The organism is Streptococcus sp. 2154 (assembly GCF_013277255.1).
In the GTDB taxonomy this organism is placed as follows: Bacteria; Bacillota; Bacilli; order Lactobacillales; family Streptococcaceae; genus Streptococcus; species Streptococcus pseudopneumoniae.
The window spans coordinates 7,301-30,319 of the sequence record NZ_VMMK01000014.1; the positions used below are offsets into that span (position 1 = coordinate 7,301).

16 protein-coding genes, 1 pseudogene and 1 riboswitch are annotated in these 23,019 nt (G+C 41.4%); of the genes and pseudogenes, 11 read left to right on the forward strand and 6 right to left on the reverse strand.

Going from position 1 to position 23,019, the window contains the following annotated elements; all coding sequences use genetic code 11:
- Together HT693_RS00715 and treR are read right to left on the reverse strand one after the other, a co-directional pair.
- Window positions 1–924: pseudogene (locus tag HT693_RS00715) on the reverse strand (ISL3 family transposase); the annotation flags it as partial.
- A gap of 154 nt (window positions 925–1,078) precedes the next feature.
- Entirely contained in the window at window positions 1,079–1,789 is a 711-nt protein-coding gene (gene treR / locus HT693_RS00720; RefSeq protein ID WP_000760673.1) for a trehalose operon repressor, read from the reverse strand.
- A gap of 183 nt (window positions 1,790–1,972) precedes the next feature.
- Between treR and treP the strand changes: the two genes are divergently transcribed.
- The 3 genes from treP to tig all read left to right on the forward strand — a co-directional run bounded on the left by treP (window position 1,973) and on the right by tig (window position 7,576).
- Window positions 1,973–3,940 carry a PTS system trehalose-specific EIIBC component gene (gene treP, locus HT693_RS00725; RefSeq protein ID WP_000514338.1) on the forward strand — a complete coding sequence of 656 codons (1,968 nt, stop codon included), beginning with the start codon at window positions 1,973–1,975 and terminating at the stop codon, window positions 3,938–3,940.
- Between the two features lie 177 nt (window positions 3,941–4,117).
- Window positions 4,118–5,743 (forward strand): alpha,alpha-phosphotrehalase, encoded by a 1,626-nt coding sequence (treC, locus tag HT693_RS00730; protein WP_000171232.1) that lies wholly within the window; start codon window positions 4,118–4,120, stop codon window positions 5,741–5,743.
- Window positions 5,744–6,292: 549 nt separating this feature from the next.
- Window positions 6,293–7,576, forward strand: a complete 1,284-nt coding sequence (gene tig, locus HT693_RS00735; RefSeq protein WP_138704737.1) for a trigger factor — start codon at window positions 6,293–6,295, stop codon at window positions 7,574–7,576.
- A gap of 47 nt (window positions 7,577–7,623) precedes the next feature.
- Here tig and HT693_RS00740 read toward each other — a convergent pair whose 3' ends face one another.
- From HT693_RS00740 to rnhC, 3 genes are all read right to left on the reverse strand, one after another.
- Complete coding sequence (locus HT693_RS00740) at window positions 7,624–9,990, reverse strand: ATP-dependent RecD-like DNA helicase (protein ID WP_138704736.1); 2,367 nt, start codon at window positions 9,988–9,990, stop codon at window positions 7,624–7,626.
- A gap of 243 nt (window positions 9,991–10,233) precedes the next feature.
- Window positions 10,234–10,848 carry a signal peptidase I gene (gene lepB / locus HT693_RS00745; RefSeq protein WP_138704735.1) on the reverse strand — a complete coding sequence of 205 codons (615 nt, stop codon included), beginning with the start codon at window positions 10,846–10,848 and terminating at the stop codon, window positions 10,234–10,236.
- Between the two features lie 3 nt (window positions 10,849–10,851).
- A complete protein-coding gene (gene rnhC / locus HT693_RS00750; protein WP_172924667.1) occupies window positions 10,852–11,733 on the reverse strand; it encodes a ribonuclease HIII in 882 nt (293 codons plus the stop codon).
- An 86-nt stretch (window positions 11,734–11,819) separates the two neighbouring features.
- Here rnhC and zapA point away from each other — a divergent pair, with 86 nt between their 5' ends.
- The 3 genes from zapA to HT693_RS00765 all read left to right on the forward strand — a co-directional run bounded on the left by zapA (window position 11,820) and on the right by HT693_RS00765 (window position 15,221).
- On the forward strand, window positions 11,820–12,122 hold the full coding sequence (gene zapA / locus HT693_RS00755) for a cell division protein ZapA (protein ID WP_138704733.1): 303 nt from the start codon (window positions 11,820–11,822) through the stop codon (window positions 12,120–12,122).
- Window positions 12,119–12,667 carry a CvpA family protein gene (locus tag HT693_RS00760; protein WP_100104183.1) on the forward strand — a complete coding sequence of 183 codons (549 nt, stop codon included), beginning with the start codon at window positions 12,119–12,121 and terminating at the stop codon, window positions 12,665–12,667. The genes zapA and HT693_RS00760 overlap by 4 nt, the downstream gene beginning before the upstream one ends.
- Before the next feature lie 217 nt (window positions 12,668–12,884).
- On the forward strand, window positions 12,885–15,221 hold the full coding sequence (locus HT693_RS00765; protein WP_138704732.1) for an endonuclease MutS2: 2,337 nt from the start codon (window positions 12,885–12,887) through the stop codon (window positions 15,219–15,221).
- A gap of 48 nt (window positions 15,222–15,269) precedes the next feature.
- Here the strand turns inward: HT693_RS00765 and HT693_RS00770 are convergent, their stop codons facing one another.
- Window positions 15,270–16,199, reverse strand: a complete 930-nt coding sequence (locus HT693_RS00770; RefSeq protein WP_001150390.1) for a helix-turn-helix transcriptional regulator — start codon at window positions 16,197–16,199, stop codon at window positions 15,270–15,272.
- Window positions 16,200–16,409: 210 nt separating this feature from the next.
- Between HT693_RS00770 and HT693_RS00775 the strand changes: the two genes are divergently transcribed.
- From HT693_RS00775 to HT693_RS00795, 5 genes are all read left to right on the forward strand, one after another.
- Window positions 16,410–17,645, forward strand: a complete 1,236-nt coding sequence (locus tag HT693_RS00775) for an N-acetylmuramoyl-L-alanine amidase family protein (RefSeq protein ID WP_172924671.1) — start codon at window positions 16,410–16,412, stop codon at window positions 17,643–17,645.
- Between the two features lie 54 nt (window positions 17,646–17,699).
- Window positions 17,700–18,761, forward strand: a complete 1,062-nt coding sequence (locus tag HT693_RS00780) for a hypothetical protein (RefSeq protein ID WP_001035285.1) — start codon at window positions 17,700–17,702, stop codon at window positions 18,759–18,761.
- A gap of 61 nt (window positions 18,762–18,822) precedes the next feature.
- Complete coding sequence (locus tag HT693_RS00785; protein WP_138704731.1) at window positions 18,823–20,382, forward strand: DUF6287 domain-containing protein; 1,560 nt, start codon at window positions 18,823–18,825, stop codon at window positions 20,380–20,382.
- A gap of 199 nt (window positions 20,383–20,581) precedes the next feature.
- Window positions 20,582–20,670: riboswitch (glycine riboswitch) on the forward strand.
- Between the two features lie 90 nt (window positions 20,671–20,760).
- Window positions 20,761–22,083: a sodium:alanine symporter family protein gene (locus HT693_RS00790; RefSeq protein ID WP_138704730.1), complete on the forward strand. Its 1,323-nt coding sequence runs from the start codon at window positions 20,761–20,763 to the stop codon at window positions 22,081–22,083.
- 321 nt (window positions 22,084–22,404) lie between these two features.
- Window positions 22,405–22,953: a carboxymuconolactone decarboxylase family protein gene (locus tag HT693_RS00795; RefSeq protein ID WP_000206766.1), complete on the forward strand. Its 549-nt coding sequence runs from the start codon at window positions 22,405–22,407 to the stop codon at window positions 22,951–22,953.
- Window positions 22,954–23,019 lie beyond the last annotated feature (66 nt).

A 23,019-nucleotide genomic window follows, 5' to 3' on the forward strand; every position in this document is an offset into this window, starting at 1 on the left:
CAAAAGCTTGTCAAGAATCTCTTTATTCGTTAAGTGCATACGAAAAGTAGGGCGATAAAAACGTTTATCGCTGAGTTTACGACTATCCTGTTGAATGAGTTTCCAGTATCGTTTAATAGCCTTGTATTCATGGGATTTTCGTTCAAACTGATTCATAATTTGGACACGGACTCATAGCACGGCTAAGATGTTGCACAATGTGAAAGCGATCCAGAACGATTTTAGCGTTTGGAAAAAGTTGCCTAGCTAAGTCATAATAAGGACTAAACATATCCATAGTAATAATTTTCACTCGACATCGGACGACCCTATCATATTTAAGAAAGTGATCTCGAATGACGGCTTGTGTTCTACCTTCAAGAACAGTGATGATATTGAGCTTATCAAAATCTTGCGCAATAAAGCTCATCTCCATCTCCCGATTGAAACAGTCACTCCCCGGACTGTTTCAACGTCCCAAGACATAATCTTAGGCAGATTTCTAAAATTACACTCAAAGTGGAAGTCATTGAGCTTTCGAATGACAGTTGAAGTTGAGATGGAAAGCTGATGGGCAATATCGGTCATAGAAATCTTTTCAATTAACTTTTGAGCAATCTTTTGGTTGATGATACGAGGGATTTGGTGATTCTTCTTGACGATAGAAGTTTCAGCGATCATCATTTTTGAACAGTGATAGCACTTGAATCGACGCTTTCTAAGGAGAATTCTAGTAGGTATACCAGTCGTTTCAAGATAAGGAATTTTAGAAGGTTTTTGAAAGTCATATTTCTTCAATTGGTTTCCGCACTCAGGGCAAGATGGGGCGTCGTAGTCCAGTTTGGCGATGATTTCCTTGTGTGTATCCTTATTGATGATGTCTAAAATCTGGATATTAGGGTCTTTAATGTCTAGTAATTTTGTGATAAAATGTAATTGTTCCATATGATTCTTTCTAATGAGTTGTTTTGTCGCTTTTCATTATAGATCTTATGGGACTTTTTTTCTACAATAAAATAGGCTCCATAATATCTATAGGGGGGTACCCACTACAAATATTATAGAGCCGAAAAAGGCTGAGATCTGGTGTCTCAGTCTTTTATTTCTTGCGCTTTGCAAAATCTACAAATCTAAATTTCTCTAACTTATGGCGACTTTCGGTAAACTGAAATTGGCGTCCGTCTTGGAGATAGACTTTTGATTTAATCGAAACGACATAAGGGTCTTTGCCAATGTCCATGAGAATCTTGTCTCGGTCGCTTGAGTGGTCAATGGTGATTTCCTTCTGAGCATAATCAATAAGGAGTTTGAGGCCATTTTCTATATAAGAATAGATAGACTGCTCAGCAATTTGGCGAGTGAGATTTGGGATGAGTTCCATATCCAGATAGTCTGTATCCAGAACGGATACCAGATCATCCACCACACGCTGGCGGACCACCTTCCAAACCATCCGAAACTCTGGGAAACCGGTTATCAGTGAGGATTTTTTATCAATAATAATCTTGTCCAGACTGACCACGTTGGTTTTAGAGCGCAGTCCAAGTTCTTTAACTAGTTCTTGGTAGCTGGTTAGGTTGGATACAGGGAAATTGACGGTTTCTTCTTTGACGACTTGAGAACCTTGCCCTCTTATCTTTTTGATCAATCCTTCCTCTTGGAGGAGAGACAGGGCCTTTCGGACGGTATCACGACTCACTTGATATTGCTCCATAAGGTCGTGCTCGCTAGGAAGGAAATCTCCGACAGCGTAAGTCTCGTTTTGAATGGTTTCTTGGATTTGCTTAAATAATTGTTGGTATTTCTTCAGTTTGCCTGCTTAAATAGGTTTTTAGTCTAGTTCAATGAACACCTGTATCTATTTTACCATACAAGTGCTAGAAAAATGACAAAAAATCCTCTTTTTACATCAAACAAGTTGCAGACAAGTTTGGTATCGTTTACAATATTCTTATCAAATCAAACTTGCTTTGACAAGTATAAGGAGAATCAAATGGGAAAATTTGAACAAGAAGCCAAGGATCTGCTTCAGGCAATTGGAGGCAAGGAAAATGTGACTGCCGTAACCCACTGTGCGACACGGATGCGGTTTGTTTTAGGAGATGATAAGAAGGCTAATGTTAAGGCTATCGAGTCAATTCCAGCTGTTAAAGGAACCTTTACAAATGCAGGTCAATTTCAGGTAATCATTGGAAATGACGTGCCAATCTTTTATAATGATTTTACAGCTGTTTCGGGTATTGAGGGTGTTTCCAAAGAAGCAGCCAAGTCTGTAGCTAAGAGTAATCAAAATGTGGTCCAACGTGTCATGACCACTCTGGCGGAAATCTTTACTCCGATTATTCCAGCCTTGATTGTTGGTGGATTGATCCTCGGTTTCCGTAATGTCTTGGAAGGTGTGCATTGGTCTATGTTGGATGGCAAGACCATCACAGAAACTTCTCAGTTTTGGGCAGGGGTTAATCACTTCCTCTGGTTGCCGGGTGAAGCTATCTTCCAGTTCTTACCAGTGGGGATTACCTGGTCTGTTTCTCGTAAGATGGGAACCAGCCAAATCTTGGGAATTGTTCTCGGAATCTGTTTGGTATCGCCTCAGTTGCTCAATGCCTATGCGGTTGCTTCAACGCCAGCAGCTGATATTGCGGCAAACTGGGTTTGGAATTTTGGCTATTTTACTGTTAATCGTATCGGTTACCAAGCCCAAGTTATCCCAGCCTTGCTTGCAGGTTTGAGTCTGTCTTATCTTGAAATTTTCTGGCGCAAGCATATCCCAGAAGTGATTTCTATGATTTTTGTACCTTTCTTGTCATTGATTCCAGCCTTGATTTTAGCTCATACTGTTTTGGGACCAATCGGTTGGACAATTGGACAAGGACTTTCATCAGTTGTCTTGGCAGGTTTAACTGGTCCAGTTAAATGGCTCTTCGGTGCAATTTTTGGTGCCCTCTACGCTCCATTTGTCATCACAGGTCTGCACCATATGACCAATGCCATTGATACACAATTGATTGCGGATGCTGGTGGCACTGCCCTATGGCCAATGATTGCTCTTTCTAATATTGCTCAAGGCTCAGCCGTGTTTGCCTATTATTTCATGCACCGTCATGATGAGCGTGAGGCTCAGGTTTCACTTCCTGCCACTATTTCAGCCTATCTCGGTGTTACAGAACCAGCCCTCTTTGGGGTCAATGTCAAATACATCTATCCATTTGTAGCTGGAATGACTGGTTCAGCTCTTGCAGGCATGTTATCCGTTACTTTTAATGTAACTGCGGCTTCTATTGGTATCGGTGGTTTGCCAGGTATCCTCTCTATTCAACCTCAATACATGTTGCCATTTGCAGGAACTATGCTAGTCGCTATTCTTGTTCCAATGCTCTTGACTTTCTTCTTCCGTAAGGCTGGTCTCTTTACAAAAACAGAGGACGATACGGACTTGCAGGCAGAATTCGTTGCTCAAGAAGAAGCAGAATTTGTGAGTCATGAACCAGTAGAACTTACTCCAGTAGAAATTGTTAGCCCGCTGACTGGCCAAGTGAAAGAACTAAGTCAAGCAACGGATCCAGTCTTTGCTTCAGGTGTCATGGGGCAAGGTCTGGTCATTGAACCAAGCCAAGGTGAGTTGACTTCTCCAGTCAATGGGACAGTGACGGTTCTTTTTCCTACCAAGCATGCCATTGGTATTGTCTCTGACGAGGGGGTGGAATTGCTCATCCACATCGGTATGGATACAGTAGGTCTTGATGGCAAAGGATTTGAAAGTCTTGTAGCCCAAGGAGACCATGTCACAGTTGGTCAGCAACTGATTCGTTTTGATATGGATGTCATTAAGGCTGCAGGTCTGGTGACAGAAACTCCTGTTATCATCACCAACCAAGATGCTTATACAGCGACTATTCCCGGAACTTATCCGACAACGATCCAAGCTGGAGCATCTCTCATGGTCGCTACACGAATCTAATACTCTTCGAAAATCTCTTCAAACTACGTCAGCTCTATCTGCAACCTCAAAATAGTGTTTTGAGCAACCTGTGGCTAGCTTCCTAGTTTGTTCTTTGATTTTCATTGAGTATAATTGAAATAGCACAAATAGGGACGGAAGACTGCTTCCTCCCTTTTATCAGAAAAGGAGAAACAGATGACACTTGATAAAGGAAAAGTAGTCTATCAAATCTATCCAAAATCTTACAAAGACACCACTGGCAATGGTATTGGGGACTTCCGTGGAATTATTGAAAAAATTCCCTATTTAGCCAAACTAGGTGTGGATATGGTCTGGCTCAATCCATTCTATCCAAGCCCTCAACGGGATAATGGTTACGATATTTCAGATTATATGGCAGTAGATCCTCTTTTTGGTGATATGGCTGATTTTGAGGAAATGGTGCGTGTCGGTCAAGAGCACAAGATTGACTTTATGCTGGACATGGTACTCAATCATTGTTCGACAGAGCATGAATGGTTTCAGAAAGCCTTAGCTGGGGACAAGTATTATCAAGACTTTTTCTTCATCCAAGACCAACCAACAGATTGGCAGTCTAAGTTTGGTGGCTCTGCATGGGCGCCCTTTGGGAATACAGGGAAATACTACCTTCATCTTTTTGATGAGACCCAGGCTGACCTTAACTGGCGCAATCCCAATGTCCGTAAGGAGCTTTTCAAGGTAGTTAATTTCTGGCGTGACAAGGGTGTCAAAGGTTTCCGATTTGATGTGATCAATTTGATTGGCAAGGATGAAGTCTTAGTGGATTGTCCTGAAAATGAAGGAAAGCCAGCTTATACAGACAAACCTATCGTTCATGACTATTTGCGTATGATGAATCAAGCCACTTTTGGAGCAGACGATAGCTTTATGACAGTTGGGGAAATGTCTTCTACCACCATGGACAACTGTGTCCTCTATTCGTCGCCTGATCGTCAGGAATTATCCATGACCTTTAATTTTCATCACCTCAAGGTGGACTATAAGGATGGACAAAAGTGGACCTTGGCTCCCTTTGATTTTGAAGAGTTGAAGAGTCTTTACCATAGTTGGGGTAAGGAAATGAGTGATAAAGACGGTTGGAGTGCTCTCTTCTGGAACAATCACGACCAACCACGCGCTTTAAACCGTTTTGTTGATATTCAAAACTTCCGCAAGGAAGGAGCCACTATGCTAGCAGCCAGCATTCACCTGTCACGTGGGACACCTTATATCTATATGGGCGAGGAAATCGGGATGATTGACCCAGACTATGATTCTATTGCTGATTATGTGGATGTCGAATCGCTCAATGCCTATCAGATGCTCTTAGAGGAAGGGAAGAGTCAGGAAAAAGCCTTCCAGATTATTCAAGCTAAGTCGCGTGATAATTCACGCATTCCCATGCAGTGGGATACTTCTGAAAATGCAGGATTTTCAACAGGCACTCCATGGTTGAAAGCTGGTAAATCCTATAAATACATCAATGTAGAAAATGAAATCCAGGGTCCGATTTTCACCTTCTATCAAGACTTGATTCGACTGCGTAAGGAAATGCCAATCATTTCAGAAGGAAATTACAAACCAGCCTTTGAAGATAGCAAACAAGTCTATGCTTTTGAACGCCAGTTTGAGGATCAAAAGTTACTAGTGCTCAATAACTTTTATGCCAAAGAAGTGGAAATCGACTTGCCAGCAGTCTACCAAAATGGACAAATTTTGATTTCAAACTATGAAGACGCAGAAGTGTCTGAGAAAATTCTACTCAAACCCTATCAAACACTGGCTATTTATGTAAATTAATACTCTTCGAAAATCTCTTCAAACCGTGTCAGTTTTATCTGCAACCTCAAAGCGGTGCTTTGAGCAACCTGTGGCTAGCTTCCTAGTTTGCTCTTTGATTTTCATTGAGTATAAACTTAGCAAGAAGACCTCTTTTTCAGAAAAGCAGGGTTCTTTTTGATGTCTATTCCATCCTTGAAAGTGTAGAACAAACTGTCAATCGAAAGTGATTATGTCCCAAAAAAAATGGTGAGATTGAGGGCAATTATTTTGCTTTCATTTGACAAGAGGAACCCTTGAAGCAGTTTTGTCAGCTAAACCAAGGCTAATCTTAGCCTTGGCTTGTCAGCCTAACAGCATCAAGCCTCTTATCAAATGAAATAGAGGGCTAGCTATCAGCTAGTTAAAACATCTAATTTTTAGGAGGGCTGGGTGGCTAACTTCATTATAGAACTTTCATTAGTTAGCAAAAAGGCTTGTTGTCTATAATTGTCTGCATTAGTCTAGATTTTATTTATAGAAAATGTTATAATAGACTGTATTTAAAAAATTTTAAGGAGAAATGACAGAATGTCTGTATCATTTGAAAACAAAGAAACAAACCGTGGTGTCTTGACTTTCACTATCTCTCAAGACCAAATCAAACCAGAATTGGATCGTGTCTTCAACTCAGTTAAGAAATCTCTTAATGTTCCAGGTTTCCGTAAAGGTCACCTTCCACGTCCTATCTTCGACCAAAAATTTGGTGAAGAGTCACTTTACCAAGATGTTATGAACGCTCTTTTGCCAAATGCTTATGAAGCAGCTGTAAAAGAAGCTGGTCTTGAAGTCGTTGCTCAACCAAAAATTGATGTAACTTCAATGGAAAAAGGTCAAGACTGGGTTATCACAGCTGAAGTCGTGACAAAACCTGAAGTTAAATTGGGTGACTACAAAAACCTTGAAGTATCAGTTGATCTAGAAAAAGAAGTAACTGACGCTGACGTTGAAGAGCGTATTGAACGCGAACGCAACAACTTGGCTGAATTGGTTATCAAAGAAGCTGCTGCTGAAAACGGCGATACTGTTGTTATTGACTTCGTTGGTTCTATCGATGGTGTTGAATTTGATGGCGGAAAAGGTGAAAACTTCTCACTTGGACTTGGTTCAGGTCAATTCATCCCTGGTTTTGAAGACCAATTGGTAGGTCACTCAGCTGGCGAAACTGTTGATGTAGTTGTAACATTCCCAGAAGACTACCAAGCAGAAGACCTTGCAGGTAAAGAAGCTAAATTCGTAACAACTATCCACGAAGTAAAAGCTAAAGAAGTTCCAGCTCTTGATGATGAGCTTGCAAAAGACATTGACGAAGAAGTTGAAACACTTGCTGAATTGAAAGAAAAATACCGCAACGAATTGGCTGCTGCTAAAGAAGAAGCTTACAAAGATGCAGTTGAAGGTGCAGCAATTGATAAAGCTGTAGAAAACGCTGAAATCGTAGAACTTCCAGAAGAAATGATCCACGAAGAAGTTCACCGCTCAGTAAACGAATTCCTTGGAAACTTGCAACGTCAAGGTATCAACCCTGACATGTACTTCCAAATCACTGGAACTACTCAAGAAGACCTTCACAAACAATACGAGGGAGAAGCTGAGTCACGTACTAAGACTAACCTTGTTATCGAAGCAGTTGCCAAAGCTGAAGGGTTTGACGCTTCAGAAGAAGAAATCCAAAAAGAAGTTGAGCAATTGGCAGCAGATTACAACATGGAAGTTGCTCAAGTACAAAGCTTGCTTTCGGCTGATATGTTGAAACACGATATCACAATCAAAAAAGCTGTTGAGTTGATTACAAGCACAGCAACAGTTAAATAATATTAATAAACAAAAATCCCACCTGAATTGGTGGGTTTTCTTGTGCACTATTTTCCAAAAATCTCTTTGAGATCTGCATCTGTAATCCCAATCATGGCCGGGATGCTGTCCCAGTTTTCTTCGGTTAGGATGTAGGATTGTTCAGAGGTACTTGATGTGGCTGTTTCAGAGACAGCTGGTTGCTTTTCTTCAACATTCTCCAATAAATCACTGAAGCGTTCAATCAGATAGGTTTTTCGGGCAGTTCCGATATGTTGAGTAGCATAGTCGAAGGCCTGTAATTCGCCTAGTAAGATAAGCTTGCTTTTGGCGCGTGTAATGGCTGTATAGATGAGATTGCGCTCCAGCATACGCCTACTAGCACTAGTGATAGGTAGGATGACAACAGGGAACTCACTTCCCTGTGATTTATGGATGCTCATGGCATAGGCCAGGCGAATCTTGTACCATTCGTTACGTGGGTAAGAGACCTCGTTGCCATCAAAATCAATGACAATCTCATCTTGTTTCGACTCGGTGTATTTACCAGGAATCAGGTCTGTGATGGCTCCTAAATCTCCATTAAAGACATTGATTTCAGCATCGTTGACCAAATGAATGACCTTGTCTCCCTTGCGATAGTAGCACTGGGGAGTTTCAAAACTGAGTTGATCTTTTTGTGATGGGTTCAGGAGGCCTTGCATGAGCTGATTGATAGCATCAATCCCTGCCGTCCCTCGGTACATGGGGGCTAGAACCTGAATATCACGGGCAGGAATACCACTTCTGAGGGCAGCGCCTAAGATTTTTTCAATCGTAGCTGGAATATGACCGCTAGCAATTTCAAAGTAGGAACGGTCTGCTTTTTTCTGGGTGAAATCGGCTGGCAAGATGCCCTGTCGAATTTGACTAGCTAGGGTGACGATGGTTGATTCTTCGCTTTGTCGATAAATTTTTTCCAAGCGAGTCTGAGGAATCAGGGGAATATGAAGCAGATCAGCTAGAACCTGTCCAGGGCTGACAGACGGGAGCTGATCGCTATCTCCCACGATGAGAATTTTACTGTTAGAAGAGATGTTTGATAAGAGTTGATTGGCCAGCCAAGTATCCACCATGGAAAATTCATCCACGATGATAAAGTCAGCACCCAGATAATCTTCCAGATGACTAGTATCATCGTCGCCTGTCATTCCCAAGTGACGGTGTATAGTCGCGCTAGGCAAGCCTGTTAATTCATTCATGCGTCGAGCAGCTCGTCCAGTTGGAGCAGCAAGAAGAATCGGCAAGTTGCTTTTCTTCCTGAGGTCAAGTCCTTCTAAAAGAGCATAAACAGCGATGATACCATTGATAACAGTTGTCTTACCAGTACCAGGCCCACCTGTCAGGATAAAGACTTTGTTCTGGATAGCGTCGCAGATAGCTTGTTTTTGAATGCTATCATACTCAATCCCCAGCTCCTCCTCGACAGTAGCGATATGTTTTTGAATGGTTTCCAAATCTTGTCCCTTCTGTTTTCCTTTTTCAAGGATACGAACCAAGTGACTGCGGATGCCTTCCTCGGCAAAAAAGAGGCTGTTGTCAAAGATCTTGGTATCAATCTGCTGAACCTTGTCTTCTTCAATCAGGTAGGAGAGTTCTTGGGCAACTTGGCTGGGGTCCAGTTCCACGGGACGGGAAGATTCAAGGAGAGTTAGGGTTTGTTCTAGCAAGTCCCGTGCTTCAACATAGGTGTCCCCTGTTTCCATACAGGCCTGAAAAAGACTGTGAACTAGACCGGCACGAAAGCGCTCAGGAGCCTGACTTTCGATTCCTAGTTTTTCCGCTAGTTGATCAGCAATGGTAAAGCCCAAGCCCTTGATATCCTCAACCAGCTGGTAGGGATAATTTTCAACCACATCAAGGGTTTCTTCCTTGTAAAAGTCTTGAATTTGAAAGGCTAGTTTATTGGGAATGCCGTAGTTAGCAAGTTTGGCTAAAACCATCTCGGTTCCGTAGTTGAGACGAAGGGTGGAAACGAAAGCCTCACGATTTTTGGCAGAGAGTCCTGAGATGCCTTCTAGCTTTTCTGGGTGTTGCAGAATCTCGTCAATGGTATTGTCGCCATAGGTATCGACAATTTTCTGAGCTGTCTTGAGCCCAATCCCCTTGAAATGGCTACTTGAAAAGTACTTGACCAAGCCCTTGCTAGTTGGTTTTGCACGTTCATAACGACTGATTTGCAGTTGTTCTCCATACTTGGAGTGCTGGACAATTTGCCCCCAAAAAGTATAGTCTTCTCCCTCAATCACGTCAGCCATGGTGCCCGTGACAATAATTTCAAAATCATCAAAATCTTCTGCGTCCGTATCTTCGATTTCTAGGAGGAGGATGCGATAAAAATTGCTGGGATTTTCAAAAATAATCCGTTCAATGGTTCCTGAAAAATAAACTTCCATAAGATTCCTTTGCATAAATAGGTGAGAGTTAATACTCTTCGAAAATCTCTTCAAACCACGTCAGCTTCCATCTGCAACCTCAAAACACTGTTTTGAGCAACCTGCGGCTAGCTTCCTAGTTTGCTCTTTGATTTTCATTGAGTATAACTTTGTTTCTATCTTAATCAAACTGGATAGTGAATAATCATATTCTCACGATAGAAGAAGAGGCTGAGATTCTTGATTCTCGGCCTCTTCGATTTCTTAAAATGTTCCGATACGGGTGATTGGCCAGAAGCGGAATTTAGCTTCCCCTGTGATATCTTTTGCTTTAAAGGTACCTACGTGGCGGCTGTCGCTCGAAACCAAGCGGTCGTCTCCGAGGAGAAGGTATTCTCCTTCTGGAACAGTAAAGCTAAAGTTGGTGTTGTAGTTGATATCAACTGTGAAGGCTTGGGCTTTTTCAGCAATACTTCTAAAGAAAGTTCCTTTATTTCCTTCAAAGCCCTTGCCTGAGTAGGTACTTTGGAGTTTGTCATCCTTGAAGCGTTTGATATAGTCAGCTAGATAAGGTTCATCTGTCTCTTTGTCATTGATGTAAAGTTTATCGTTTTCGTAACGGATGGTATCGCCAGGCATTCCGATGACACGTTTGACAATGTCCTTATTGCCATCTTCCTCGTGGGCCACTACGATATCAAAACGGTCAATAGGGAGGTGTTTGACAACAAAGAGAATTTCGCCGTCCGCTAGGGTCGGATCCATGGAATGTCCTTCTACGCGGACATTACTCCAAAAAAAGATACGGCTCAAAGCTAGTAATGACAGAATCAGGAGGAACAATCCCCACTCTTTTAGGAAATTTTTAAATGAATTCATAACTTACCTTTCTAAGCGTTTTTTCGCTTTTTCAGTATTTTTAAAGTGCAGTTTGGCGCAGAAGTTGAGTCCCTGCATACCATAGGCTTGCAAAATCTGGCTAGCTACCTTATCAGAAGCCGTTCCAGCTCCACTTGGAAGTTGATAGCCCAGTTCTCGTCCCAGATTTTCAAGATTTTCCAGAAAGAGATCACGCGCAATGATAGAAGAAACCGCGACAGCCAAGTATTTTCCCTCAGCCTTTTCTTCTAAGCTGATAGGATTGCTGAAACGATTGGCCTCTTGTGCCAAGTACTTGTCATAATTTTTAGCACTGGTAAAGGCATCAATCACAATTTTCTCAGGCTGAACACCTTTTTGAAGGAGGAGATAGATATCCTGATTATGGAGGGCAACCTTAACAGAAACAGCATTGTAGCGTTCTCCGATGACCTCGTTGTACTTGCTGGGTGAGAGAAGCAGTGCCTGGTGCTGGATTTTTTCTTTGAGGATAGGGGCAATCTGACGAATCTTTTGGTCGGTCAGAGTCTTAGAATCCCCCACACCGAGTTTTCGTAAGAAGTCGTGCTGGTCTGGTGTGACAAAGGAAGCCACAACTGCAAGCCCACCAAAGTAGGAACCATTTCCCACCTCATCTGTCCCAATCAAAGGGAAATTTTGTCCGCTGGTTTCTTCTACCATTTGATAGCCAAAGAAACGAGCGTATTTCTCGGCTCCCTCACCCTGAAGCAAGACCTTTCCAGAAGTATAGATAGAAACCGTTGCTTGAGGTAGTCGCAAAAAGTAGCGAATATAGGGATTCTTGCTGGGAGCTAGACTGCTTTGATAGTGTTCAAGAAAAGCCTGAATCTCCTTTTCGCTTGGTGTGAGTGTTATACTTGCCATAGTTTCTATTGTACCATAAAAGCAGGCAAATTTGTAAAAACTGACAAAATTAGCGAATTTTGGTATAATATCGTGAGGTGAATTTTATGGCAAATCTAAATCGATTCAAATTTACATTCGGGAAAAAATCATTAACCTTGACAAGCGAGCATGATAACCTTTTTATGGAGGAAATCGCCAAGGTTGCGACAGAAAAATACCAAGCAATTAGAGAACAAATGCCTAGTGCAGACGATGAAACCATCGCTCTTTTGTTGGCAGTCAACTGTTTATCAACTCAGCTCAGCCGTGAGATTGAATTTGACGATAAGGAGCAAGAGATAGAAGAACTCCGCCACAAGCTTGTGACTTGCAAGCAAGAACAGAGCAAGATTGAGGACTCCTTATGATTTCGCTCCTTCTTCTATTGGTCTTGGCTTGGGGATTTTATATCGGCTATCGGAGAGGCCTGCTCTTACAGGTTTATTACCTGATTTCAGCTATGGCATCTGCTTTTATGGCTGGTCAGTTTTACAAGGGGCTTGGCGAGCAGTTTCATTTGCTGCTCCCTTATGCAAATCCGCAGGAAGGTCAGGGAACTTTCTTTTTCCCATCGGATCAACTCTTTCAGTTGGATAAGGTCTTTTATGCAGGGATCGGCTACTTGCTTGTATTTGGGATTGTCTATAGCATCGGTCGTTTGCTTGGTCTCCTATTACACTTGATCCCTAGTAAAAAATTGGGTGGTAAGTTGTTCCAAGTTTCAGCAGGTATCTTGTCCATGTTGGTGACCTTATTTGTCTTGCAAGTGGCCTTGACCATCTTGGCGACCATCCCCATGGCAGCTATACAAAATCCTCTTGAAAAGAGTGTCGTCGCAAAACACATCATCCAGAGCATACCGGTAACAACCAGTTGGCTCAAACAAATCTGGGTGACAAATTTAATCGGATAAAAAGGGCAGGAGTTTTCCTAGCCCTTTGTTTACAGATTAACTCGAATCTATCAGAATGTAAAAAGCTAATACTCTTCGAAAATCTCTTCAAACCACGTCAGCTTCTATCTGCAACCTCAAAACACTGTTTTTAGCAACCTACGGTTAGCTTCCTAGTTTGCTTTTTGATTTTCATTTAGTATCATACACCTAGACATTCAAAGATAAGGAAATAAAGATGAATAAGAAAATATTAGAAACATTAGAGTTCAATAAGGTCAAGGCCTTGTTTGAACCCCATTTGTTGACCGAGCAGGGCTTGAAGCAATTGAGACAGCTGGCTCCGACTGCCAAAGCAGATAAAATCAAACAGGTTTTTGCTGAGATGAAGGAAATGCAGGCTCTCTTTGTCGAGCAACCGCATTTTACCATTCTCGCAACTAAGGAAATTGCAGGAGTCTGCAAGCGATTGGAGATGGGGGCGGATCTCAATATCGAGGAGTTCCTACTCTTGAAGCGCGTGCTTCTTGCTAGTAGAGAACTGCAAAGTTTTTATGCCAATTTGGAAAATGTCAGCTTGGAAGAATTAGCCCTTTGGTTTGAGAAATTACACGATTTTCCGCAATTACAAGGAAATCTCCAAGCCTTTAATGATGCAGGTTTCATTGAAAATTTTGCCAGTGAAGAATTGGCGCGCATCCGTCGAAAAATCCATGACAGCGAGAGTCAGGTCCGCGATGTCTTGCAAGATTTGCTCAAACAAAAAGCGCAGATGTTGACAGAAGGAATCGTTGCTAGCAGAAATGGTCGTCAGGTTTTACCAGTCAAAAATACCTACCGCAATAAGATTGCAGGTGTCGTTCATGATATTTCTGCTAGTGGAAACACCGTCTATATCGAACCCCGTGAGGTGGTCAAACTGAGCGAAGAAATTGCTAGTTTGCGAGCAGATGAGCGTTATGAAATGCTTCGCATTCTCCAAGAAATCTCTGAGCGTGTTCGCCCTCATGCGGTTGAGATTGCTAATGATGCTTGGATTATCGGCCATCTGGACTTGATTCGTGCCAAGGTCCGCTTTATCCAAGAAAGGCAAGCAGTCGTTCCTCAGCTGTCAGAAAATCAGGAAATTCAATTGCTCCATGTCTGCCATCCTTTGGTCAAAAATGCTGTCGCAAATGATGTCCATTTTGGTCAAGATTTAACAGCGATTGTCATTACAGGTCCCAATACAGGTGGGAAGACCATCATGCTTAAAACTCTGGGCTTGACACAGGTGATGGCTCAGTCAGGTTTGCCGATTTTAGCTGATAAGGGAAGTCGTGTTGGTATTTTTGAAGAAATCTTTGCAGATATTGGGGATGAGCAGTCTATTGAGCAGAGCTTGTCTACCTTCTCTAGCCACATGACTAATATTGTGGATATTCTTAGCAAGGTCAATCAACATTCACTCTTGCTTTTGGATGAGTTGGGGGCTGGTACAGACCCTCAAGAGGGAGCTGCCCTTGCCATGGCTATTCTGGAGGACCTTCGCCTGCGTCAAGTCAAGACCATGGCGACTACCCACTATCCAGAACTCAAGGCCTACGGTATTGAGACAGCCTTTGTGCAAAATGCCAGCATGGAGTTTGATACTGCAACTCTACGCCCGACCTATCGCTTTATGCAGGGTGTTCCTGGCCGAAGCAATGCCTTTGAAATTGCCAAACGTCTAGGTCTATCTGAAGTTATCGTAGGGGATGCCAGTCAGCAGGTTGATCAGGACAATGATGTCAACCGAATCATTGAGCAACTGGAAGAGCAGACTCTAGAGAGTCGCAAACGCTTGGACAATATCCGTGAGGTGGAGCAAGAAAATCTCAAGATGAATCGTGTTCTCAAAAAACTCTACAACGAGCTCAATCGTGAAAAGGAAACCGAGCTTAACAAGGCGCGTGAACAAGCTAGTGAGATTGTAGACATGGCCCTAAGTGAAAGTGACCAGATTCTCAAAAATCTCCACACTAAATCTCAACTCAAGCCCCACGAAATCATTGAAGCCAAGGCCAAGCTTAAAAAATTGGCTCCTGAAAAAGTAGACTTGTCTAAAAACAAGATACTTCAAAAGGCCAAGAAAAAACGAGCTCCAAAGGTGGGAGATGATATCGTGGTTCTCAGTTATGGCCAGCGTGGTACCCTGACCAGTCAACTCAAGGACGGCCGCTGGGAAGCCCAAGTTGGCTTGATTAAGATGACCCTGGAAGAGAAAGAGTTTGACCTTGTTCAAGCCCAGCAAGAAAAGCCAGTTAAGAAGAAACAAGTCAATGTTGTTAAACGGACATCTGGCCGAGGTCCACAAGCCAGACTGGACCTTCGAGGCAAACGCTATGAAGAGGCTATGAATGAGCTAGATGCCTTTATCGACCAAGCCCTGCTTAACAATATGGCTCAAGTTGATATCATTCATGGTATCGGAACAGGTGTCATCCGTGAAGGAGTCACCAAATACCTACAAAGAAACAAACATGTCAAGAGTTTTGGCTATGCCCCACAAAATGCTGGAGGCAGTGGCGCGACTATTGTCACTTTTAAAGGATAAGAAAAGCCTGAGGAAATATGTTGTTCCTCAAGCTTTTTGATTTCTAACCTAGACATCTAAAGGTTGTCCAGTGTGATTGAGTTGTGTGACAGTAACAAAGAAATCCTCTCTCATTCGAGTCAGAAGTTGATTTGGATAGACCTTTTCAAAGTTATCAAGACTGGCAAAGATATGCTTAGCAAGCTCTAGACCTCTGACATCATCTTTTCTGAGAAAATTATTAGCCCGTTCCATGGAAAGACTAATCATCTCTGTCATCTTGGTGCTCAGTAGAGGGAAAGTATTAATCACTTCCAAGGTTTTCATAGCTAAGCTCTCAGCTTTGTCATAGTAGCCATTAACAGAGTAATGCTTGATAGCAGTTCTTAAGCAGGCAATATAGTAGTCAGCAGTACGGATTGAATGGTATTCAGTCTGTTTTTTTAGAGTATCTAATAAGTGGTAGAGTCTATAATCTAAAAATTCGATTGAAAAGTGAGGCAGGATAGATGAAAAGATATTGACCTCAATTTTGTTCCAGTCGTCTAATTCACTTAGATAGTTCTTGATATATTCTAGTTCTTGATAGTCTTTTGGAGTCAGAAAAGAATCGCCGATGATGTTTGCGATAGCAAATTTATTGACTACACGATTGGCGATCACATAGTGTTCAGCGATTCCAGGATTTTCCAGAGGCTGATTAATCAAGCTAAGGATCTTTTTAAATTCACGCTTATAGGCCAAATCAGCAACTTGAGCCTGTAATTTATGAAATTCAGTTGGAAACATCTGCGTTTTGAGACTATCAAAGGTCTCCTTATCAATTCCAATATTAGACAGAATCTCTTCAAATTTTTGAATGGTTATTCGAGATTTCCCTTGCTCAAACTGACGTAAAAAGTGAGGGGTCACTGTAGTACCAGCGGCTTCCTTCTGTGTAAACCCTCTCTCCTCACGGATGGCCTTATAGACTAATCCATAAACACTTTCATCTTGCATCCTAAATCTCCTCAAGTCCTTTTTTCCATTCTATCATAATTCTACCAGTTTTTAAGAGAATTTTTAGAAAAAAGTAAATATAGTTACGCTTTTTCGGGGGGGGGGGAATTGTTCAATAAAGGTAAATATAGATACGCTTTTCGTAAATAAGGTAAATAGCATGCTATACTGTAATCGTAAACAATAAAATTTTAAAGGAGATTTTTGATGATGAAGTCAAAAACAGTTTTAGTAACTAGCCTAGCGGCTGCAACATTTGGATTGGTCTCTCTTGTGGACACAGCAGGAGTTCTACCTTTTTCAGCGCAAACAGTGCAGGCTGACACACAAACGCTTAATCCAACTGCTAAATATTATATTCTTGTTCCAAAAGATTCAGAAGTATTTAAAGGATGGAAGGGAACTGCTAATCGTCCCATTATTTGGGCTACAAAAACCACTCCAGAATTATCTTATTTCGAAGAAACTGCTCGAAATTATATAGCTCTTGAAAATAAGTCTGGTGCCAATTACATAGAGTGGAAGGGGACTGTAGAAGAGTTTAAAGAGGCTGTTAAGAAGTTGACTGGTAAAACAACAGCTTCCTCAACTCCAAAGACTTTTAACCAATCAACAACGAGTCAAAAAGATGGCTGGTCAGGTTCGTCCTACTACCAAAATGGTAGCAAAGTTACCAGTAAGTGGATTTTTGATAAGAACTATAATTCCTACTTCTACCTAGATGCTTCAGGTAATTATGTTCAAAATGCTTGGGTAGGAAACTACTACCTCAAGTCAGGTGGATATATGGCTAAAAGCGAGTGGATTTATGATAAGAATTATGGTTCATATTACTACCTAACGTCGGAAGGAAGTTACGCCCGTAATACTTGGGTGGGTAACTATTATCTCAAGTCAAACGGCAAGATGGCTAAAGGTGAATGGATTTATGACAGTAACTACAGCTCTTACTATTGCTTAACATCAGAAGGAAGCTATGCTCGTAACACATGGGTAGGTGACTACTATCTCAAGTCAAATGGTAAGATGGCAGTGAATGAGCGTACACCAGATGGTTATCAAGTTGATGGATCAGGTAAGTGGATCCGCTCTAAGGGAACTCATACAGCCAGCAGTTCACAAGCAACATCATTAGGAATAAGCCTTTACCATGTCAATGATGCTATGACCTATATCGATATTGCTCTACCTAGTACTCCATCTTCATCTTATCAAGTAGCCTATGATTTTGCCTTAATTGATGTAAATACAGGTAAGGTTTCTACAGATGCTCATTTTACTGCTACTTACAGTCCAAGTCTACGTGTTTTTCAAACTCGTCACTTCTTTAGTGCAACTCCAGATGGAAGTTATCTCTTTGTTATCAAAGGAAAAGGACAAGATGGTAAGGTATATGATGGACAATCTGTTGTCTTTCGTGTAAAGAATCATCGTTTTGTCGGATAGATAAATGTTGCACTTTAAACAAATAAAGACTAAAAAATAAAGGAAATGAATAACATGAACAAAAAGAAATTATTAGTATGTGCTTTGGCACTTTCAACAGTCGGAGTATTGTCAACTATTGACACAGCGGGAGTTCTACCTTTTTCAGCAAAAACAGTGCATGCTGATGACATTGTTGCAGTTGGTAATGTTGATCACAAGGTCAATCTAAGTTTGGTTGGTTATGATAAAAATCGTGGCGTTTCTGTCACTTTTTCAATTGATAGTGTTAATCCTAATTTTGTTAATAATTGGAATAGTAAGCAAGATTCTATTATTGTAAGAACGAAGCTTGTTAATGCTAAAACAAAAGAGGTTGTGGATAATGACACCGGAGCAAGTGTTAGATTGAGATCCTATGATTTAACAAAAAGCAGCATTGACTCTTATTCATATGAATCGATTCCTGATGGTGAATACAAATATGAAGCCTATGTAAGTGAATTTTATATTGATCCTCAAACTAAGCTTCGTCATCAATACAAAGGAGAATCTCCTATTTTTAGTATTAAAGACGGTAAATTTGCTGGTCTAGTATCTTCAACACAATCATCCACAACACCAACAACTACTGCAACTCCAAAACAATCTACTAGTTCTAAGTCAGGTCAGACTGGTTGGTCAGGTTCTTCTTACTATAAAGCTGGTGTTAAAGTAGTCAATCAATGGATTTTTGATGTTCAGTACAATTCTTACTTCTACCTAAATGCTTCAGGGAACTTTGTTCAAAATGCTTGGTCAGGAAGTTATTACCTCAAATCAGGTGGCTACATGGCTAAGAGCGAGTGGATTTATGACAATAACTATAAATCATACTATTACTTGACAGCAGAGGGCAGCTATGCGCGTAATGCTTGGGCTGGAAGTTACTACCTCAAATCAGATGGTAAAATGGCTAAGAGTGAGTGGATTTATGATAGTAGCTACAAATCTTACTATTACCTAACATCAGAAGGAAGCTATGCTCGTAACACATGGGTAGGTGACTACTATCTCAAGTCAAATGGTAAGATGGCAGTCAACGAACGTACCCCAGATGGCTACAAAGTAGATGGCTCAGGTAAGTGGGTTAAATAGAATAAAAGTAGTGAAAGGAATTAGCACAGGCTGGTTCCTTTCTCTTAGATAAGGGAGAAATATGAAAAAGTTACTATTAACCACAACACTTTCACTGACACTAGTTCTAGGAGGTTGTCAGTATCTACCTTGGAATAAAAGCGCGGAACCAGCATCCGAGGAAGTAGCAACTCCAGAGATAGATTACAGCAAATATAACAAGGTTTTGGATGACTACGAAAAAGTAGCGAAAGGCACCTTCCCGAAAGGTATAGATGTCAATCCCCTAGCTAGTCAAGTGAAGTCTTCTCAAGGCTTTTATACAGATGTAGTTTATCACAAGACGGATTTGAATAATGATGGAGTCGATGAACTCTTGCTTGCTCTTGAAATGAAGAGTGGCGAAAAGAGTTTACTTGATATTCGTACGCTGAAAGACGAAAAGGTGATTCGTTTGACTGATCAAGAAAATCGTTTAGACCAGATTGGTGAGAGAATGACAGTCGGTATCTTGCCAGATAATTCTCTGCTCTATCGTGGAGCTGGTACAGCAACGAGTCACATCTATGCTCACTACCAATTTAGTGAAGACGGACAGTCTTTGGTAAAGGGTAAGGAGGCTCAAGAAGTAGCAGATCTTGGGGTCGGTTCTCCCATTTCTTTAGATACTTTAAGCTGGAAGTCAGTTTCAGATAAGATTCTTGGCGGAAGCAGTGAAGACAAGAGTACAGATGAAGCCAAACCAAGCGTAGATTACAGTTCTTATAACAGCATTTTGAAGGATTATGAATTTATTTTAGACCATAAGGCAGAGGTTAAGGATAATATCAATCTAACTGCTAATATCTATGCAGGGATGGCAGAACGCAGTCAAGCCTTCACCTATGCAATGGTTGATATGGATAAAAATGGCATTGATGAATTGATTGTCTCTTCGAAAAATGGTAGTGAGATTTTAGATATTTTTACACTCAAAAATCAGAAAGTCATTCGCCTCACCAATGCTAAAAATAAAATGCAGATGCTGGGAACTCGCTTCAAGGCCTATCTCCTAGAAGATGGAAACCTCTATACCCAGTGGAATCCGTTCGCAGGAGACCCACAAACCATTCATACCATTTGGAAGTTGAATAGTAGTGGGGACAAACTAGAGAAAGTTAAAGAAGCTAAGACAGAGGATAAAGTCAGTCCTGGTGCTCGAATGAATCTATCTAGCCTGACTTGGAAATCTGTAACAGAAAAATTTGCTGCAACAGCATCTTCATCAAATCAAAATACTTCTGGGAAAATGGACATTAATGCCATAAAAAATGGAGATTTCTCTAGTATTGAGGGAAAATGGAGTAATGGTCATGGAGGAGAAGATTTAGTCTTTAGTAAAGATGGCTTGATAGCGCCAGAGAAATTTAAGGTTGACCTTGCAGAATCAGAAATAGTCAATGATTTTTTACGAGCTCGCTACTCAGGTCCATCTTTTGGAGTCTTTATTCAATTCATACCAGCAGGTGTTAGAATACCTGATGAGACATCAATGGATGGATTAATATCAGACGCTTCGGATATTAGTAAAGATAGAATCATCTATCGTGCTTCATTTCCAGTACATAATAAACCAGAACAATTCTTATATCGTGTAGACTAGGAGTGAAACAGATTGATTTAATTAACAGCACCTCACGCACATGGGAATGCTCAATCTTTTTCTACTGAGTCAAATAAGATTTTTCCAAAATCCATTGACAAAAGCCAACATTTTTTGTAGAATAAGAATCAATTAAATACCAACACCGAATGAAGTTTAATAGAAGTGGTAAATCGTTTGATTTTCCATGACTGTAAATGGACGGAACTCTGGAGAGACCGTAAAGGCACCGAAGGGGCAAGGCAGGCAACTGCTCAAACTCTCAGGTAAAAGGACAGAGCTAGGATAGACCGCTTTTTAGCATTTATCTAAGCATTCCAGAGTACATGTATCTTACATGTGCTCTTTCTTTTGGGGTTGAAAAGATAGGAGAAGGAAATGTTAGAATTGCTTAAATCAATTGATGCTTTTGCTTGGGGACCGCCCCTCTTGATTTTATTAGTCGGAACAGGGATTTACCTAACTATTCGGCTAGGACTCTTGCAGGTTTTGCGTCTGCCCAAGGCCTTTCAGCTTATTTTTATCCAGGATAAGGGACATGGTGATGTATCCAGTTTTGCAGCTCTGTGTACAGCCTTGGCATCAACCGTTGGGACAGGGAATATCATAGGAGTTGCGACGGCTATCAAGGTTGGTGGACCAGGAGCCCTCTTTTGGATGTGGATGGCGGCTTTCTTTGGAATGGCTACCAAGTATGCGGAAGGACTCTTGGCCATCAAATACCGCACCAAGGACGACCATGGTGCAGTAGCGGGAGGTCCCATGCATTATATCCTTCTAGGAATGGGAGAGAAGTGGCGACCACTTGCTGTTTTGTTTGCAGTAGCGGGAGTATTGGTTGCTCTCTTGGGAATCGGAACCTTCACCCAAGTCAACTCGATTACAGAATCTATCCAAAATACAACGACGATTTCGCCAGCCATCACAGCTCTCGTCTTGTCTGTCTTTGTAGCGATTGCAGTCTTTGGCGGGCTCAAGTCCATTTCAAAGGTTTCAACTACTGTTGTTCCTTTTATGGCTATCATTTATATTTTGGGAACTCTTACAGTTATTTTCTTTAATATTGAGAAAATCCCTGCCACAATCGCTTTAGTCTTTACCTCAGCTTTTAGTCCCCTTGCTGCGGTAGGTGGATTTGCTGGTGCTAGCGTTCGGATGGCTATTCAAAATGGTGTGGCGCGTGGTGTGTTCTCAAACGAATCTGGTCTGGGTTCTGCTCCTATTGCAGCTGCAGCTGCTAAGACAAATGAACCGGTAGAGCAAGGTTTGATTTCCATGACAGGGACTTTTATTGACACCCTCATTATCTGTACTCTGACTGGTTTGACCATCTTGGTAACTGGTGTTTGGAGTGGTGACTTGAATGGGGTTGCCTTGACTCAGTCAGCTTTCTCAACAGTCTTTTCACACTTTGGACCTGCTCTCTTGACCATCTTCCTTGTACTCTTTGCCTTCACGACGATTCTAGGTTGGAACTACTACGGAGAACGCTGTTTTGAGTTCCTCTTTGGGGTTCGCTTTATCTGGCTCTACCGTGTGGTCTTTGTGCTCATGGTCTTGCTGGGAGGATTTATCGAGTTGGATATGGTCTGGATTATCGCAGATATCGTTAACGCCTTGATGGCTCTGCCAAACTTGATTGCCCTCTTAGTCTTGTCACCAGTCGTTATTGCTGAAACTAAAAAGTATTTTGACAAATAATGGAATCACACAGCTCGTGTGATTTTTTTGCCTATAAATGATTTTTATCAAGCTGATATATAATATATATTATGCAAATGATTGGAAGTGTGATAAACTAATACTCAATGAAAATCAAAGAGCAAACTAGGAAGCTAGCCGCAAGCTGTACTTGAGTACGGTAAGGCGACGCTGACGCGGTTTGAATTTGATTTTCGAAGAGTATAATATACAACGAAAATCTTATGAGAGAATAAACCTTTGTCTTAAATAAACTTAGGAATCAGGATTTTATAAGATTTTCCAATATACTAGTGTCAATAACAAGAAAAGAGGTATCTTATGACAACATTTACAATCCATACAGTAGAATCAGCACCAGCAGAAGTGAAAGAAGTTCTTGAAACAGTAGAAAAAGACAACAATGGCTATATTCCCAACCTAATCGGTCTCTTGGCCAATGCACCGACTGCTTTAGAAGCCTACCGAACTGTCGCATCTATCAACCGTCGCAACAGCCTGACACCCGTTGAGCGTGAAGTGGTGCAAATCACGGCAGCCGTGACCAATGGTTGTGCCTTCTGTGTCGCAGGTCACACAGCCTTTTCCATCAAACAAATCCAGATGAATGATGACTTGATTCAAGCTCTTCGCAATCGTACTCCAATTGAAACAGATCCTAAATTGGATACCCTAGCTAAGTTTACTTTGGCAGTTATCAATACCAAGGGTCGTGTAGGAGATGAATCCTTGGCTGAGTTTTTAGAAGCTGGCTACACGCAACAAAATGCCTTGGATGTAGTCCTTGGTGTCAGCCTAGCAAGCCTCTGTAATTATGCCAACAACCTAGCCAATACCCCAATTAACCCAGAATTGCAACCTTATGCTTAATTCATATCTGAGTAAAAAATGAAGTCTGAAATCAACGGACTTCGTTTTTTATCCCCTCATTTAAGC